This is a genomic window from Sulfurimonas gotlandica GD1 (assembly GCF_000242915.1).
Classification (GTDB): Bacteria; Campylobacterota; Campylobacteria; order Campylobacterales; family Sulfurimonadaceae; genus Sulfurimonas; species Sulfurimonas gotlandica.
This window is the reverse complement of sequence record NZ_AFRZ01000001.1, coordinates 456,687-472,891: the sequence shown is the minus strand read 5'-3', so window position 1 is coordinate 472,891 and position 16,205 is coordinate 456,687. Positions and strand designations below refer to the sequence as shown.

15 protein-coding genes and 1 tRNA gene are annotated in these 16,205 nt (G+C 33.1%); 13 read left to right on the top strand and 3 right to left on the bottom strand.

Going from position 1 to position 16,205, the window contains the following annotated elements; genetic code table 11:
• Positions 1-4 precede the first annotated feature (4 nt).
• Positions 5-508 (bottom strand): peptidylprolyl isomerase, encoded by a 504-nt coding sequence (locus SMGD1_RS02205; RefSeq protein WP_008337781.1) that lies wholly within the window; start codon positions 506-508, stop codon positions 5-7.
• A 111-nt stretch (positions 509-619) separates the two neighbouring features.
• Between SMGD1_RS02205 and SMGD1_RS02200 the strand changes: the two genes are divergently transcribed.
• Entirely contained in the window at positions 620-1,837 is a 1,218-nt protein-coding gene (locus SMGD1_RS02200) for a sensor histidine kinase (RefSeq protein WP_008337810.1), read from the top strand.
• Positions 1,837-2,493, top strand: a complete 657-nt coding sequence (locus SMGD1_RS02195; protein WP_008337767.1) for a response regulator transcription factor — start codon at positions 1,837-1,839, stop codon at positions 2,491-2,493. The genes SMGD1_RS02200 and SMGD1_RS02195 overlap by 1 nt, the downstream gene beginning before the upstream one ends.
• On the opposite strand, the gene SMGD1_RS02190 is transcribed toward SMGD1_RS02195, so the two are convergent.
• A complete protein-coding gene (locus SMGD1_RS02190; protein WP_008338006.1) occupies positions 2,490-3,356 on the bottom strand; it encodes a hypothetical protein in 867 nt (288 codons plus the stop codon). The two genes, SMGD1_RS02195 and SMGD1_RS02190, sit on opposite strands and share 4 nt — an antisense overlap.
• A 243-nt stretch (positions 3,357-3,599) precedes the next feature.
• Here SMGD1_RS02190 and SMGD1_RS02185 point away from each other — a divergent pair, with 243 nt between their 5' ends.
• The 8 genes from SMGD1_RS02185 to pyrF all read left to right on the top strand — a co-directional run bounded on the left by SMGD1_RS02185 (position 3,600) and on the right by pyrF (position 14,463).
• Entirely contained in the window at positions 3,600-4,928 is a 1,329-nt protein-coding gene (locus SMGD1_RS02185) for an OprD family outer membrane porin (RefSeq protein ID WP_008337706.1), read from the top strand.
• A 21-nt stretch (positions 4,929-4,949) separates the two neighbouring features.
• Complete coding sequence (locus SMGD1_RS02180; protein WP_008340506.1) at positions 4,950-5,264, top strand: DUF485 domain-containing protein; 315 nt, start codon at positions 4,950-4,952, stop codon at positions 5,262-5,264.
• A complete protein-coding gene (locus SMGD1_RS02175) occupies positions 5,265-6,935 on the top strand; it encodes a cation acetate symporter (RefSeq protein ID WP_008337816.1) in 1,671 nt (556 codons plus the stop codon).
• A 142-nt stretch (positions 6,936-7,077) separates the two neighbouring features.
• Entirely contained in the window at positions 7,078-8,892 is a 1,815-nt protein-coding gene (locus SMGD1_RS02170) for a putative nucleotidyltransferase substrate binding domain-containing protein (RefSeq protein WP_008337697.1), read from the top strand.
• Positions 8,892-9,509: a 3'-5' exonuclease gene (locus SMGD1_RS02165; protein ID WP_008340505.1), complete on the top strand. Its 618-nt coding sequence runs from the start codon at positions 8,892-8,894 to the stop codon at positions 9,507-9,509. Before SMGD1_RS02170 ends, SMGD1_RS02165 begins: the two co-directional genes overlap by 1 nt.
• Positions 9,510-11,459: an acetate--CoA ligase gene (gene acs, locus SMGD1_RS02160; protein WP_008337757.1), complete on the top strand. Its 1,950-nt coding sequence runs from the start codon at positions 9,510-9,512 to the stop codon at positions 11,457-11,459.
• A gap of 138 nt (positions 11,460-11,597) precedes the next feature.
• The gene (locus SMGD1_RS02155; protein ID WP_008338131.1) at positions 11,598-13,739 is read left to right on the top strand and encodes a methyl-accepting chemotaxis protein; all 2,142 of its coding nucleotides are present in this window, start codon (positions 11,598-11,600) and stop codon (positions 13,737-13,739) included.
• Positions 13,740-13,779: 40 nt separating this feature from the next.
• Positions 13,780-14,463, top strand: coding sequence for an orotidine-5'-phosphate decarboxylase (pyrF, locus tag SMGD1_RS02150; RefSeq protein ID WP_008337858.1), 684 nt, complete (start codon positions 13,780-13,782; stop codon positions 14,461-14,463).
• Here pyrF and SMGD1_RS02145 read toward each other — a convergent pair.
• Complete coding sequence (locus SMGD1_RS02145; RefSeq protein ID WP_008338076.1) at positions 14,460-15,083, bottom strand: transglutaminase-like cysteine peptidase; 624 nt, start codon at positions 15,081-15,083, stop codon at positions 14,460-14,462. The two genes, pyrF and SMGD1_RS02145, sit on opposite strands and share 4 nt — an antisense overlap.
• A 97-nt stretch (positions 15,084-15,180) precedes the next feature.
• On the opposite strand from SMGD1_RS02145, the gene SMGD1_RS02140 reads away from it, so the two are divergent.
• The 3 genes from SMGD1_RS02140 (at position 15,181) to SMGD1_RS02130 (ending at position 16,180) form a co-directional block, all read left to right on the top strand.
• Positions 15,181-15,270: transfer RNA gene (locus tag SMGD1_RS02140), tRNA-Ser, on the top strand.
• Between the two features lie 255 nt (positions 15,271-15,525).
• Positions 15,526-15,834 (top strand): nucleotidyltransferase family protein, encoded by a 309-nt coding sequence (locus SMGD1_RS02135; RefSeq protein ID WP_008338020.1) that lies wholly within the window; start codon positions 15,526-15,528, stop codon positions 15,832-15,834.
• Positions 15,827-16,180 carry a HepT-like ribonuclease domain-containing protein gene (locus SMGD1_RS02130; protein ID WP_008338067.1) on the top strand — a complete coding sequence of 118 codons (354 nt, stop codon included), beginning with the start codon at positions 15,827-15,829 and terminating at the stop codon, positions 16,178-16,180. Before SMGD1_RS02135 ends, SMGD1_RS02130 begins: the two co-directional genes overlap by 8 nt.
• Positions 16,181-16,205: the final 25 nt, after the last annotated feature.

Sequence of the window (16,205 nt, the reverse complement as noted above, 5' to 3'; positions counted from 1 at the left end):
TGTATTATTTAGTTTCTAAAACTTCTATAGAGTTGATAGCATCTTGACCTTGGATAGAATCAAGAACTGAAAAACTTTCTGCATCGTCTTTTTCAATCGCGCCAAAAACAGTGTGAACACCATCTAAGTGAGGAGTAGGAACAAAAGTAATGAAAAATTGGCTTCCACCTGTGTTTGGTCCTGCGTGAGCCATTGAAAGAGTTCCTCTTGTGTGACGAGAAGTGTTAAGAGCAGTCTCACATGGGATAGCCCAGTTTGGTCCACCAGTTCCACTTCCAGTCGGACAACCACCTTGAGCCATGAAACCAGGGATTACACGGTGAAAGTTAAGATTATTGTAAAAACCAGTATTTGCTAAGTGTGCAAAGTTCGCAACTGTATTTGGAGTCTCCTCAGGAAATAGTTTAATCCAGATATCACCCTTGCTTGTAGATACTTTAGCCCACTGTAATTTACTTAATTCATCAGCACTTAAGTCGTAATTTTTTAATTCAGTTCTTCCAAACATTTGAATCCTTATATATATGTATTTTTGAAATTATAATGATTTAATCTTAGAGTATTAGAAAAATATCACTTTAATTTATAGAAGCATGGTATTTACTGTATAATTGCACTCATGAAAATAAGTTCACTCTATAGAAATGTAACTATCAAACAAGCTAATATTTTTACAATATTGGTTATCTTTTTCTTTACTATGGTTTTTGTCGGTCTTCTAGTTGAAGAGATGTATGAAGACTATGAAAGAGCATTAGAACAGAGTTATGTAACAAATGGTGAATTGAATTCTCAAAATGAAATATTAGCGCAAAAACAAAAAAGATTAAAAGCGCTTATGATAAAGACTGTTCTAGTTATTGTTACTCTCTCTTTTATACTTTTTGCACTTTTTCTTGGATTACACAATCTTTTTAACAAACTTCTTCATAGAGATACACAGAGTTTTTTAGATTTTTTTGAACAAGCTGCACATAAAGATCAGGTTATAAATCCAAAAACTATGTTTTTTAAAGATTTTAAGATTATGGTTGGGTATGCGAACGAGATGGTTGGAAAAATTAATGCACAAAAAAACTCACTACAAGAACTTAACCTAGGTCTAGAAGATAGAGTTAAAAACAAAACTGCCACACTTCAACTTATAAACAAAAACTTAGAAGAAGAGAAAAAGTTTTCCCAAGATTTACTAAAATCACAAAAAGAGTTTTTGAGATATACAGTTCATGAGACAAATACTCCACTTAGTGTAATACTGACTTCAATAGAGCTATATGTAATGAATCATCCAAAAGATAGACAGCTATCTAAAATAGAAGCAGCTGTTAAAAATATATTTAGTATCTACGATGATTTGAGTTATTTGGTTAAAAAAGATCAGATTGAATATCCAAAAATAGTAATAAATATCGAAAACTATACAAACAGCAGAATAGATTTTTTTACAGAAGTCGCTCAGCATTCAAGAATTACATTTAATTATATGCCAGATGCTAAAGGGCTACATATATATTTTAATGAGACAAAACTTCAACGTATAGTAGATAACACAATTACAAATGCAATAAAATACACACTGCCTAATGAAGTAGTTAATGTAAAAATAGAACAAATCGGTGCATATATAGAATTTTCAATGGGATCAAAATCAAAGATTATTAAAGATACCAATAGAGTTTTTGATGAGTATTATAGAGAAGAAGAAAATATAGACGGTTTTGGTATTGGACTTAGACTAGTAAGAACAATATGTGATGAAGAAGATGTTATGATTTCTGTATCTTCTGATGATGATCAGACAGTATTTAAATATAGATTTAAATTGATGGGTGAATAATGAAAATTTTGCTGCTTGAAGATGAGGTAATGTTAAATGAATCAATATGTGAGTATTTAGAATCTGATGGACATAAGGTAGAAACTTTTTTTGATGGTTCGCAAGCTTACGAAGCTATTAAAAATAATTCTTATGATCTGTTACTATTAGACATAAATGTTCCAGGTATTGATGGACTTAGTTTTTTAGAAAAGATTCACTCACTTAAAATTCATGTTCCTGCTATATATATTAGTGCATTAGTAGATATAGAAGATATTTCACGTGCTTATAATCTAGGATGCTATGATTATCTAAAAAAACCATTTCATTTAAAAGAGCTGGCTCTTCGCATCGATAGAGTGAAACTAGACAAAGAAACACCAAGAGTGCATCTAAGACTCTCTAAAAATTATAGTTACGATCAGGAACACAGCCTTCTTCTTTTTAATAATGAACCTCAAGTACTCACAAAAAAGCAGTCACAAATTATTGATTTACTTTCAAGAAATAGAGGAATGGTAGTTGATTTTGAGCAGTTTAGAATATATGTTTGGGATGAGCAGATCATAGATAACGCCACAATCAGAACTGAAATAAACAGGCTAAAGAAATTTTTACAAGAAGATGTAGTCATAAATGTAAGAGGTATGGGCTACATGATAGATAAGCCCTAGCAATCATCTTTTGGTGTTGATTCCTGAATAGTTTTATAAAAATAACCAAGCCCTATGAGCATAATAGTTGTTCCAATGAGCAGATAAAACGCATTTAGCATCTGTGAAGTATCATCCAAAGCTATTTTAAATACCACCATCAATGTTTCTATTGAAAGAGCGATGATGATTGAGATTAGAAACTTTCCAAGAACTTTATACTGTTTGTCTTCTGTCTGATGAAAAGACTGATACATAACCTCATGCTCAAAAATCTGTTTTGCAAGGTCATAAATGGCAAGACCAAGTGTCATAGATATGATGGAAGTAAATATGTCATGTAAAAAATCTGAAGTTGAGAGTGAAAACAGTAATGCAAAAAAAATATATCCACCATAAGCTATAAGTGCAATAGCAACAATAGCAAGCATTGTTGAACCAAAGAAGTAGACTGTTCTTTTTACTTTATCATGAATACTGTTGTATTGTATAAGCTTTAAATCTTCCAAAAGATGTATAAGGTTGATATCAAAAACATAATAATCAGAACCAATTAACTGAACAATACTAAGACTTGCTTTTCCTGTTTTGTGGTGTATATATGGGTTTGATATGTAGATGCTATCATCATCGAGTTGAAGTTTCATAAAGTAGTGACTCTTGTCATTCCCAATTTGAGAAGAATCAGAATCTTTTTTTGAGAAAATTGGCGTTGCTTGCTTAAAGTTTGAATCAACTCCGTACATCAACTGTATGAATCTATTTTTTTTTACAATCTCCAAAGGGTTGTCAATATAATTTTTAGGAAGACTATTTATAAATGTTTTTAAAAAATAATCAACATTTATTTTTTGTGTTCTATAAGCGTTTATAACTTCTTTCATAACTTTTATCCATGATATAGATTTTGTCTATGCAGATTAAAATTATAGTCTAGTATATTTATATTATTAGAAAAAATTATGGAGTGCTTATTTACTTAAGTTAGATTAAATGTTGAAAAAAGTTACAAATCTACTCAAAAAATAAAAATTTGTCCATATTTATCTAAAATATTTGTCATGCTATGTTCATGCTATATTTATATTTTAGTATAGAGGTGTTAAATACATTCAGAAGGAAGATATATGAAAAAACATATAGCATTAAGTGCAATTGTAGTAGGACTTTTAGGTTCTGTTAATGTTCAAGCGGCTGAAGACTTGAGTACAATGTTTAGTGAAGGTAAAACAAGCGGTCAAATCCGTACTTTTTACATTAATCGTGATGATAATACTAAAGCTGGTAATCAAATAGCTACAGCTGTCGGTGGACATTTAAAGTATGAAACAGCAGCATACAAAGGTTTAAGCCTTGGAGCAGCATTCCATACAACTAACCGTATTCTGCAAGGTTTAGAAGACGATGTAATGGGACCAAATACTACGTTATTAAAAAATGACGGTTCATCTTATTCAATTTTAGGTGAAGCATTTATTCAATACAACGCTAAAGATTTAGGAACGAAGACTACATTTAAAATGGGTCGTCAAATGTTAAATACACCATTAGCTGGTGCAGATGACGCTAGAATGATTCCAAATATGTTTGAAGCATATGTTTTAACTAATAGTGATATATCTAATACAACTGTAGTAGCAGCTCATGTTACTAAATTTGCTGCAGGTACATTTGCCAATGCTTATAATGGTGGTATTGTAGGTGCTACAGGTGGTTATACTTCAGTTGCAGGTAATACAGCAAAGTATCAAGGTGAATTTACTAACATGGGTACATGGGCAGTTGGAAAAGAGACAGCTGGTGTATCTACTGTTGGTGCAATTTTTAAAAATGACAACTTTAAAGTTCAACTATGGGATTACTACGCTTACGATATTTTGAATGCAGTATATGCACAAGTAGATGCTAAATGGAAATGTTTATTAAGTGATTCAGTTAAACCGTTTGCATCTGTTCAGTTCATTAAAGAAGACGGAATGGGTTCAGTTGCATCTGTTAAAGATATAGATAGTATGTATTGGGGCGCTAAAGTTGGTGCTGGAATCGGTGGATTTAAAGCATATGTTGCATATTCTCAGCAGAGTGATGCAGAAGCAGGAAAGTCATTAGAAAACTCAACTATTACTCCATGGGGTGGTATGCCGGCATTTACTCAAGGTATGGTTACACGCCACATGTTCTTAGCTGGAACTAAAGCTACTAAAGTTGCTGCAACTTATAGTTTCAAAGAACACGGAGTTAATTTATCTGCTACTGGTTACTATGCTTCATTTGATATGGATGCAAATAGTGGATATGGTACTGCTAGAACAGCTAAAGAACCTGGTTTTGATGTTATATATTATCCAGATGTTGTTAAAAAACTTCAGTTACGTGTTCGTGGAAACTTTCCAACAGATTTTGGTGATAACAGAGACTGGTCAGAGTATAGATTTATAGCTAACTATAATTTCTAGTTAGAAAAATAAGGAAACAATATGAACAAAGAACTTGTTGATAAAATCAAGGCAAATCCGGATTATCAGGAACTAGTATCTAAAAGATCTGGTTTCGCGATAAAACTATCAATTGCTATGTTAGTGGTGTATTTTACATTTATTCTAACAATAGCATTCAACCCATCAGCACTAGGGACTCCTCTATCTTCTGATTCAGTAACAACTGTTGGTATTCCTTTAGGGATGGCAATTATCGTTTTCGCATTTATCTTAACTGGTATATATACTAAACGTGCAAACGGTGAGTTTGATGACTTAAATAATAAAATCAAACAAAGCATAAAGGAAGACTAAATGAATATGAATAGAATATTTTTATTTTTAATACTGGGAACAATCGCTGTATTTGCATCTGGAGCAATTGAAGGTGCAGTTGAAAAACAATCACTTAATATGTCTGCTATCGTTATGTTCTTGCTATTTGTCGGTGGTACTTTAGGTATTACTTACTGGGCAGCTAAAAGAACAAAATCTGCAAAAGATTTCTACACTGCTGGTGGTGGAATCACAGGTTTTCAAAATGGTATGGCTATCGCTGGTGATTATATGTCAGCTGCGTCGTTCTTAGGAATTTCTGGTCTTGTTTACGCAAAAGGATATGATGGTCTTATCTATTCTATTGGTTTTTTAGTTGGTTGGCCGATTATTCTTTTTATGATTGCTGAGCCTCTAAGAAACTTAGGTAAATATACTTTTGCTGATGTTGCTTCTTATAGACTTCGTCAAACTCCAATCCGTTCTTTAGCGGCATCTGGTTCAATCGCAACAGTTATTCTTTACCTAATCGCTCAAATGGTTGGTTCTGGTAAACTTATTCAACTTTTATTTGGTCTTCAGTATGAAGTCGCGGTAATTCTTGTTGGTGTTCTTATGATTCTTTATGTAACATTTGGTGGTATGCTTGCTACTACATGGGTACAAATCATTAAAGCATTCTTACTACTTTCAGGTGCAACATTTATGGCATTAGCTGTTATGGCACACTATGACTTTAGTTTTGGTTCACTTTTTGCTCAAGCTGTTGAGATGAAAGGTATTGATATTATGAGCCCTGGTGGACTTGTAAGCGATCCTGTTTCAGCTATTTCGCTTGCGGTAGCTCTTATGTTTGGTACAGCTGGTCTACCTCATATTCTTATGAGATTTTTCACAGTTGCTGATGCTAAAGAAGCTCGTAAATCAGTTTTTTATGCAACAGGTTTTATTGGTTATTTCTATATTTTAACTTTTATCATCGGTTTTGGTGCAATAGTTATGGTATTTAAAAATCCACAATACTTAGATATGGCTAAAGAAGCTGTTAGCGGTGGTTCACCAATTCTTGGTGGAAATAACATGGCTGCAATTCACTTATCACACGCTGTTGGTGGAGATTTCTTCCTAGGCTTTATTTCAGCTGTTGCATTTGCAACTATCTTAGCTGTTGTGTCTGGTCTTACTCTAGCTGGTGCATCTGCAATTTCGCATGACCTTTATGCTTCAGTAATCAAAAAAGGTAAAGCAGATGGCTTAGCTGAAATGAAAGTTTCTAAAATTGCTACTATCATTTTAGGTATTGTTGCTATTATCATGGGTATTATGTTTGAAAAACAAAATATCGCGTTCGTTGTTGGTCTTGCTTTTGCTATTGCTGCATCTGCTAACTTCCCAATTTTATTCCTTTCTATGTACTGGAAAAAACTTACAACTCGTGGTGCTGTAATTGGTGGTTCTATAGGACTGGCAACTGCTGTTTTACTTGTAATACTTGGTCCAATTGTATGGGTACAAATTTTAGGAAATGCAGAAGCAATTTTCCCTTATAAATATCCAGCATTGTTCTCTGTAACTGCTGCATTTGTAAGTATTTGGTTCTTCTCTATTACTGATAAGAGTCATAATGCTGCGGCAGAAATCGAAGCATTTGAAGCTCAATATATAAGAAGTCAAACTGGTATAGGCGCTGAGGGTGCATCTGAGCATTAATCTTTTGCTATGTGAAATTAGATTTTCATATAGCAATTAAAATAGGCATCATTGCGTAGTTCTTCCTGTTGAAGAAAACCTATTGTTTGAGACGAACAAATAGGTTTTCTTCATTTTATAAAGTAAATAAAGGAATAAAAAGTTGAGTATTTTAGATCAGCGAAAACTTATTGAGTCTATACATCCATTTGAACTATTAAGTACAACCACGCTCGATAATCTTATGAAAAAAATAGATATAGCCTACTACCCGAAAGATACACTTCTTATTTCTAAAAACCTCCCTTCAATCGCTTTTTATATTATTATTAAAGGTTCTGTTACAGAGTCAATTGATGACGAAATTCATAATGTATATTCGCATGGAGATACATTTGATGCAGATGCTTTAATCTATGGTAAATGTGAAGGAAAGTTTTTTGTAGATGAAGATCTTATCTGTTATGAGATAAAAAAAGATGATTTTTTAGAACTAATGCAGAACAAAAAAGTACAAAGCTATTTCTTACAAGATTTTGTTACTCGCCATCAGCATCTTAAAAACTACGATATGCAAAGTGATCTATCTGGATTTTTAATAGCAAAAGTATCAGATATGTTTTTACATAAAGCTTGTGTTGTTGAGCATAATGAAAGCATATACAGTGCTTTAAAAAAACAAGAAGATTTAAAAGCTCATGTGATTATTGTCAAACATGATGATGACTACTGCATTGTTACAGACAGTGATCTTAGAACTCACGTACTTCTAGGTGGGATTGATATTCAAGAAGACATTAGCAAGATAGCTACTAAAGGACTTATAAGTATTGATATAGAAGATTTTTTATTTAATGCTCTTTTGATAATGACTCATAGTGAGATAAAAAGAGTTGTTGTAATGAAAAATAATGAAATACTAGGCGTTCTTGAACAGTTGGATCTACTTAGTTACTTCGCCAACCACTCCCATCTTGTAGCAGTTCAAATCGATAAGGCTAAAACTATCGATGATTTAAAAGCTCTTCAAGAAGATTTAAAAAATCTTATTACTACACTCAGAGTTAAGGGTGTAAAAGTAAGATATATTACAAAACTGGTATCAACACTAAACCTTAAAGTTTATAAAAAAGTTTTTGATATGTGTGTTGATAAAGAACTACAAACAGATTGTGCTCTTCTGGTTATGGGAAGCGAGGGTCGTGATGAGCAGACAGTAAAATCTGATCAAGACAATGCGCTTGTTGTAAGAGATGGAATTGATGTAGAACTTTATCGTGAACCAATGATGAAATTAAACTCTTACTTGCTAGAATTAGGTTTTCCTAAATGTCTTGGAAATGTGATGGTTAGCAATGAGTTTTGGAGAAGAAACGTAACTGGCTATAAAAGTTTAATAAATGAATGGTCTACCAGTATGAGTGATTCAGATGTTCAAAATCTCAGTATATTTGTAGATGCAAAATGTGTGGCAGGAGATATAGAACTTCTGAATGAGTTGACTAGATATCTTCACCAGCATTTTCATCAAAGAGATGATGTACTGGCTCACATAGCGAAAGCTGTACTCTATTTTGACACTCCGCTTTCACTATTTTCAGGATTTGTTCTAGAAAAAGAGCATCAGAATAAATTAGACTTAAAAAAAGGAGGGGCATTTGCACTTGTTCATGGAGTTAGAACTCTATGTTTGCAATATGAAATTACTCAAACAAACACAATAGAAAGAATTAAAGAACTAAACAATAAAGGGGTCATTGATAAGAATTTTGCAACAGAGCTTATAGAGAGTTTTGATACTATAAGTTCTATTCGTTTAAAAGCGATGTTAGAAGCAAAATCTATTGAAGACAGCAACTATATAAATCCAAAAAATCTTGAAAAGATTCAGAGAGATTTATTAAAAGACAGTTTTAAAATTATAAATAAGTTTAAAAAGTTTATGGTTTTTCACTTTCATTTAAATATGGTTGCATAATGTTTTTTTCTTTTATTAACGATTTAAAAGCAAAAGCAAATCGTTCAAAGCTCAATGATAAAGAGTATGAGTTCTTGTTCGAAGAAGATACGAGTGGTGAATATGTTGTTTTTGATACAGAGACAACAGGTCTAAATCCAAAGAAAGATGAGATACTTTCTATTGGAGCCGTAAAGATAAAAGATAATAAAATTCTTACTTCACAAACTTTTGAAGTTTTTATAAAAAATTCTGGTGAAATCAGCTCAAAAAGTATTGAAATTCATAGAATTCGTCCTATAGATTTAGAAAATGCTAAAACAACAGAGATAGCTATACGAGAGTTCTTAAATTTTATAGGTTCACGCCCGTTAATAGGGTATTATCTAGAGTTCGATGTAAACATGATTAACAAGTATATAAAGCCAATGTTGGGAGTAACTCTTCCAAACAAAAAGATAGAAGTATCTGAAATTTACTTTGATAAAACAATTTCTTTAATTCCACAAGGAAATATTGATTTACGATTCGATACAATCTTAAAAAAGTGTGATGTTCCTGATATGGGAGCACACAATGCTGTAAATGATGCAATTATGACAGCAATGATATATTTAAAATTAACAAAGGAAAAATAAATGTCAGAAAAACAAGTTTTTAAACCAAACAGAGCGTTTGCTAAAGATGCGCGTATTAAAAATATGTGTGAGTACCATGAGCTTCAAGATAAGGCGATGGAAGATTATGAAGGTTTCTGGGGTGATTTTGCAAAAGAAAAAATTGATTGGATTGAACCATTTACTAATGTTTTAGATGAGAGTAAAGCTCCATTCGTAAAATGGTTTGATGGTGGTAAATTAAATGTAGCATCTCAGTGTATTGACCGTCATTTAGATACTCGCAAAAATAAAGCTGCAATTATTTTTGAAGGTGATAGAGGTGATGTACAGACTATTACTTATTTAGACCTATATAAGCATGTAAATAGATTTGCAAACCTTTTAAAAGAGGATTTTGGTGTTAAAAAAGGTGATAGAGTTATTATCTATATGCCAATGATCCCTGAAGCTGCATACGCAATGCTTGCATGTGCTAGAATCGGTGCTATTCACTCTATTGTTTTTGGTGGATTCTCTTCTGAAGCTCTAAAAGATAGAATTGAAGATGCTGAGGCAAAAGTAGTAATTACAGCAGATGGCGCTTTTAGAAAAGAAAAACCATATATGCTAAAACCAGTTGTTGATGCTGCTTTAGAAGGTAATACACCAGTTAAGAAAGTTATTGTTGTTCAGAGAAATTTTGAAGATGTTGAATGGGTAGCTGGTAGAGATTATTCTTATAATGAGATGATAGAGCAAAAAAGTTCTATATGTGAACCAGAAGTAATGGATTCAGAAGATCCTCTTTTCCTACTTTATACTTCAGGTTCAACTGGTAAACCAAAAGGTGTTCAACATAACTCTGCAGGTTATATTCTTTGGGCTCAAATGACTATGGAATGGGTATTTGATGTTAAAGAAAATGACACTTACTGGTGTACAGCTGATGTTGGTTGGATTACAGGTCATACTTACATAGTTTACGGCCCGCTTGCTATGGGTGCAACTACTGTAATGTTTGAAGGTGTTATTACTTTCCCAGATGCTGGTCGTCCATGGTCAATGGTTGAAAACCATAGAATCAACCAATTCTATACAGCTCCAACTGCCATCCGTGTTTTACATAAAATGGGTGAACACGAACCGGCTAAGTATGATATGAGTTCATTAAAAGTACTTGGAACAGTTGGTGAGCCGATTGATCCTCCAGCATGGAAATGGTATTATGAAGAAGTAGGTCAAAGTAAATGTGCAATCGTTGATACATATTGGCAAACTGAGACTGGTGGGCATATAGTTTCTCCACTTCCTGGTGCTACTCCTATTAAGCCTGCCTGTGCTACATTCCCATTACCTGGAATCATGGCTGAGATATTAGATCCTGAAACAGGTGAGAAAGTTGAAGCTGGTGAAAAAGGTTATATGTGTGTAACTCGTCCATGGCCTTCGCAAATCCGTGGTGTGTGGGGTGATGAAGAGAGATATGTAAAATCATATTTCGGCGATGTTAAAAAAGATGGTAAACCAGTATACTTTACAGGTGACGGTGCTGTTTATGATGAGGATGGTTATATTACTATTACCGGTCGTACAGATGATGTTATAAATGTTTCTGGACACAGAATGGGAACAGCTGAAGTTGAAGCAGCAATCAAGAAACATCCAAATGTAGCAGAAGTTGCAGTTGTTGGTAAGCCACACCCACTAAAAGGTGAGGGCATCTTCGCATATATCGTTCTTAAATCAGATGACGGTGTTGCTGATGAAGTTGAAGAAGTTAAAGCTATTAACAATATCATTAAGCACGAGATTGGTAATATCGCTCTTTGTGATGATATGGTATTTGCTCCAGGACTTCCAAAAACACGTTCAGGTAAAATCATGCGTCGTATTCTTCGTGCTATTGCTAAAGGCGAAGAGATTACTCAAGATATTTCAACACTTGAAGATCCAAGTATAGTTGAAAAAATAGCAGCAATGGTAAAGTAGGTTCTCCTACTTTTCCACCATTTACTCTCCTCTCTTACTCTTTAGCAATACCCAGATATAAAATAAATGAATAGTCATTCAATTATGATTAAGAATAATATAGTTATACTACTTTTTATTATATAACAAGGGTATATTATGCAAGAATATCTTATAAAAATGTCCATACAATTGAGATTACAGATTCTTATATTTACTGCAATGCTTTTTATGTCAATTGCACTTGCTGCGCAGTTCGTAAATGAAGTAAATAACTCAACAGAAAAAAGTATAGAGAACTATACAAAAGAAACATATGATGTAAAAAAAAATGAGCTAAAAATGTTTACATCTATTGTTGTAAAAACATTGAACTCTTTTTATGAAAAAACATCTATTGAAAATGTGAAAAAAGAAGTTGCAGGTGGTTTGACACAGCAGATGAATCTTCTGTATTTTACTGTAGAGAGTGAGTATGAAAAAAATAAAAATAGACTCTCTAATAGTGAACTTAAAAATCATATTAAAAATATTATCAGCACAACCAGATACTCAAACGATGGATATTTTTGGATAAATGACTTAGATGCAGTTATTATTGATCACCCTATTAAACCAGAGTTAAACGGTAAAGATTTATCTAAACTAAAAGATATAAATGGAGTGGAACTTTTTAGTGAGTTTGCAAAAGTTGCTAAAAATGATGGTAGTGGTTTTGTAAACTATGTGTGGCCAAAACCGGGTTCGAAAACCCCTGAAGAAAAGATCTCATTTGTAAAACTATTTAAGCCTTTTAACTGGGTTGTCGGAACAGGTGAATATACGTCTGATAGAGCAGAGTTGATAAAAAAAGATGCATTAAAAGTCATATCTCAGATGCGATATGGAGACAACGGATATTTCTGGGTAAATGATTTAAATGCTGTCATAGTTGAGCATCCTGTTAAGCCGGAGTTAAATGGAAAAGATTTATCAAGTTTAAAAGATGAAAATGGTGTATTTGTATTTGCCGAGTTTGCTAAAATTGCTAAAGAAAAAGGCAGTGGCTATGTTGATTACGTCTGGCCGAAACCAGGTTCAGATAAAGTAGAAGACAAGATTTCTTATGTTGAACTTTTTAAGCCTTGGGGTTGGGTAATTGGGACAGGTGCTTACAGACAAGATTTACTTGATAGTATTAAACCAAAAATTCAAAAGATAGAAGAGGAAGCTTTACATAACATTCAAACTATAGTTTTTAATGTAGTAAGTTCAGCAATCATTATTTTGATTGTTTTTATGGGTAGTGTTTATTTCTTAGTTAAAAATGGTATTACGAAACACATTATCAACTTAGAAGAGATGATGAGTAAGATTTCTAACGACAGAGATTTAACCATAAAGATTGATACAAATACTCCAAAAGAGATATCTCAGATAGGTTTAGCTTTTAACAGTTTGATGAGCTCTTTAAACTCTCTTATATATGAAGCTAGAAGTGGCGCTATTGAGAATGCATCTGTATCTCAAGAGCTTTCTACGACATCTCATGTAGTTAGCAAAAATGTACACACTTCAGTTGAAATCATTAAAGATGCGACACAAAGTACAGCTGAGATGATAGCTGAGATTTTAAGAGCAATAGAAGATTCTAAAGCTAGTAAACAAGAGATTTTAGAAGCAAGTAATATGCTAAATGATGCAAGAAAAGAGATAATAGACTTAACAGACAAAGTACAAAGAAGTGCAGAATCTGAAGTTGATTTGGCACATAAAATAGAATCACTTTCTCATGACAGTGAACAGGTGAAAAATGTATTAAGTGTTATCTCAGATATAGCAGACCAGACAAATCTACTTGCACTGAATGCTGCTATTGAGGCCGCCCGTGCAGGTGAACATGGACGTGGTTTTGCAGTTGTAGCAGATGAAGTCAGAAAGCTAGCAGAGAGAACGCAGAACTCATTAGCAGAGATAAATGCTACAATCAACCTAATAGTTCAAGCTACTCACTCGGCCAGTGACAGTATGAGTCTAAACTCAAAACAGATGGAAGAGCTTGCAGTTGTTTCTACAAATGTTGAGAAGAAAATCAATACTACTACGGATATTGTAAATAAAGCTACTCTTGCAAGTGACAAAAGTGTAGAAGACTTTGAAAAAGCCGGAAAACATATGGAACATATCTCTATCAAGATTAATAATATTAATGATATATCAATTTCAAATGGTGAGAGTGTTCATGAGATTACAGATGCCGTTGCGCATCTAACTAATATGACGCATAAATTAACTCATCAATTAGAGCAGTTTAGAACTTAATATTTGCTATACTTTCATAAATAAAACAAAAAGAGTATTAATGCAATTATGTGTAGCGCTTGACTTATCTACAAGAGAAGAAAACTTAGACTTAATCGAAAAAATAAAGGAGTATGATGTTTGGCTGAAAGTCGGACTTCGTACTTACATCAGAGATGGTGAAGAATTTCTTAAAGACATTAAAAAAATAAATCCAGATTTTAAAATATTTTTAGACTTAAAACTATATGATATTCCAAATACTATGGCAGATGCTGCTGAGTCTATCATGGGACTTGGTGTGGATATGTTTAACATTCATGCATCTGCAGGTAAACGTGCTATGAGTGGCGTAATGGATAGACTTAAGTCTTACCCTTCAAGACCAATAGTTTTAGCCGTAACGGCTCTTACATCCTTTAGTGAAGATGAGTTTTCAGAAGTTTATGAAAAAGGTATAGCATCTAAAGCTGATCAATTTGCAAAAGATGCATACGATAGTGGACTTGACGGTGTAGTATGTTCAGCTTTTGAGAGTGAGTCTATTAAAGGAATCACTTCAAATGATTTTATGACACTGACTCCAGGTATTCGTCCTTTTGGTGAAGATGCAGGAGACCAGCAAAGAGTTGCAGATGTAGCATTTGCCAAGAGTGCAATGGTGGACTTTATAGTTGTAGGTCGTCCAATCTATCAATCCGCTAATCCGGCAGAAGTAGTAGCTAAGATTTTAGAAAAGCTCTAGTTTTCTTTTTTTACTTTTTGAAGTAGCTCTTGAAATTTAGGAGAGCTACTTTGTACTTTTATAAGTCTGTTGTTCTTGTCTATTTTATAGACTCCGAGAGTATTTATGAAAGTGTCTACTTCCAAATCTTTCCTAGTTTCAAGTTTCAAAATTCTAAAACTAAGATTGTCCAAAATCAGTGGTGATTCACCTTCTTTTTCAAAATAACTAAGCACCATATGATAGCCGCCTATATACTTCTCATTTACAGTAGTTAAAAACAATTTCTTTTTATCGAAACCAAGTTTTAACAAAGTGAAGTATTTGATGATTACATAATCTTCACAGTCTCCAAAGCCTGCAATTAAAAACTCTTTTGGAGATGCCCAATAGTCTTCTTGTTTTTGCATAATATCATCATACTGAGGTAGAAGCTGGTTTAAGTAGAAGTTGACTTTTAAAAGCTGCTTGCTTTTTGGAAGTTTTTTATATGAATCTATAGTCTTTTGATAGTCATCAGCTCTATTTTTAGCAATCCTACCTGCAGTGTTTTGAATGTGTATAAAATCTTTTTCTGTAAAGTTAGGGTAGGTGTTTGCGAGTAGCATACCAGTAAATAAAAAGTATATGAAGAGCCTCATAATTTATTCCTTTTATCGCTTTTAAAAATTATAATATAAACTTGTTTGATTTAAGCTAACTGTTATACAAAAACCATTATAATTCCCGTCTTCAAATGGACGAGTGGGTGAGCGGCTGAAACCACATCCCTGCTAAGGATGCGTAGGAGTAATCCTACCGAGAGTTCGAACCTCTCCTCGTCCACCACTGAAGACCTTTAAAAACTTCCAAACACTTTTTTAAAAATTATAAATTTTCTTGCACACACCAAACTATCTATTTATAAATATTTATACTTCTATCCAAATATTTTACATAAACATCAAAAAATATTTGAGTATTTGCACGCTTTCACAAACTCATGTCTGCATAGTTACACAAGTCACACAGAAACTACACAGATAACGCAAATGCTTGACATTGCAGTTTTTAAATGGTGTAAAAAATGCTATAATCCTAATTATGAATAAAGAATCAATACTTAATTATCTTAAAAATGTTAAAGCTAAATACCAAGAAGAAGGCTTTTTAATTCAAGCACTTTTTGGCTCTTACTCTCGTGACGAAGCAGATGCAGATAGCGATGTAGATATTCTTGTAGAAGCAACACCAGCCTTTGCAAGTAAATACGGTTTTGGTTCTATCAAGCGTATCCATGAAATACAAGCAGAGCTAAGCTTAGCGCTAGGCTTGCCTGTTGATTTAGCAGATAGTACTGGTATGGGAAAAACAGGTAAGAAGTTTATTATAGACAGAGCAATATATGTCTAAAGAGTCTATTAGTAAAGTTTATCTCATTCTGGAGAAAATTGACTATATAGAACAAATAGTAGATAACTCTGGAAGCATCACAAAAGCACTCGAAGATTATGTGACAGATAGACCAGCAATATTAATGCATCTTACTGCAATAGCTGAACAATTCAACAAACTAAAAAAAGAACATGCAGATGATATTTTAAGTGCCTTTGATGATAATGATGTCAAAGGTATGTATGATGTTAGAACTTACATAGCTCATGACTACGAAGGTGTTAATCTAGCCATAGTAGAATGGATTATTAGAAATGGTCTTCCAAAGTTCAAAGAGCAGTGTAAAACGCTAATAAATACATAGTGGTGTTACATATGTGTTAACTTTT

Excerpts from the sequence above, each read along its gene's own strand:
- SMGD1_RS02205 (WP_008337781.1), bottom strand. The coding sequence starts at position 508 with ATGTTTGGAAGAACTGAATTAAAAAATTACGACTTAAGTGCTGATGAA.
- SMGD1_RS02200 (WP_008337810.1), top strand. The coding sequence starts at position 620 with ATGAAAATAAGTTCACTCTATAGAAATGTAACTATCAAACAAGCTAAT.
- SMGD1_RS02195 (WP_008337767.1), top strand. The coding sequence starts at position 1,837 with ATGAAAATTTTGCTGCTTGAAGATGAGGTAATGTTAAATGAATCAATA.
- SMGD1_RS02190 (WP_008338006.1), bottom strand. The coding sequence starts at position 3,356 with ATGAAAGAAGTTATAAACGCTTATAGAACACAAAAAATAAATGTTGAT.
- SMGD1_RS02185 (WP_008337706.1), top strand. The coding sequence starts at position 3,600 with ATGAAAAAACATATAGCATTAAGTGCAATTGTAGTAGGACTTTTAGGT.
- SMGD1_RS02180 (WP_008340506.1), top strand. The coding sequence starts at position 4,950 with ATGAACAAAGAACTTGTTGATAAAATCAAGGCAAATCCGGATTATCAG.
- SMGD1_RS02175 (WP_008337816.1), top strand. The coding sequence starts at position 5,265 with ATGAATATGAATAGAATATTTTTATTTTTAATACTGGGAACAATCGCT.
- SMGD1_RS02165 (WP_008340505.1), top strand. The coding sequence starts at position 8,892 with ATGTTTTTTTCTTTTATTAACGATTTAAAAGCAAAAGCAAATCGTTCA.
- acs (WP_008337757.1), top strand. The coding sequence starts at position 9,510 with ATGTCAGAAAAACAAGTTTTTAAACCAAACAGAGCGTTTGCTAAAGAT.
- SMGD1_RS02155 (WP_008338131.1), top strand. The coding sequence starts at position 11,598 with ATGCAAGAATATCTTATAAAAATGTCCATACAATTGAGATTACAGATT.
- pyrF (WP_008337858.1), top strand. The coding sequence starts at position 13,780 with ATGCAATTATGTGTAGCGCTTGACTTATCTACAAGAGAAGAAAACTTA.
- SMGD1_RS02145 (WP_008338076.1), bottom strand. The coding sequence starts at position 15,083 with ATGAGGCTCTTCATATACTTTTTATTTACTGGTATGCTACTCGCAAAC.
- SMGD1_RS02135 (WP_008338020.1), top strand. The coding sequence starts at position 15,526 with ATGAATAAAGAATCAATACTTAATTATCTTAAAAATGTTAAAGCTAAA.
- SMGD1_RS02130 (WP_008338067.1), top strand. The coding sequence starts at position 15,827 with ATGTCTAAAGAGTCTATTAGTAAAGTTTATCTCATTCTGGAGAAAATT.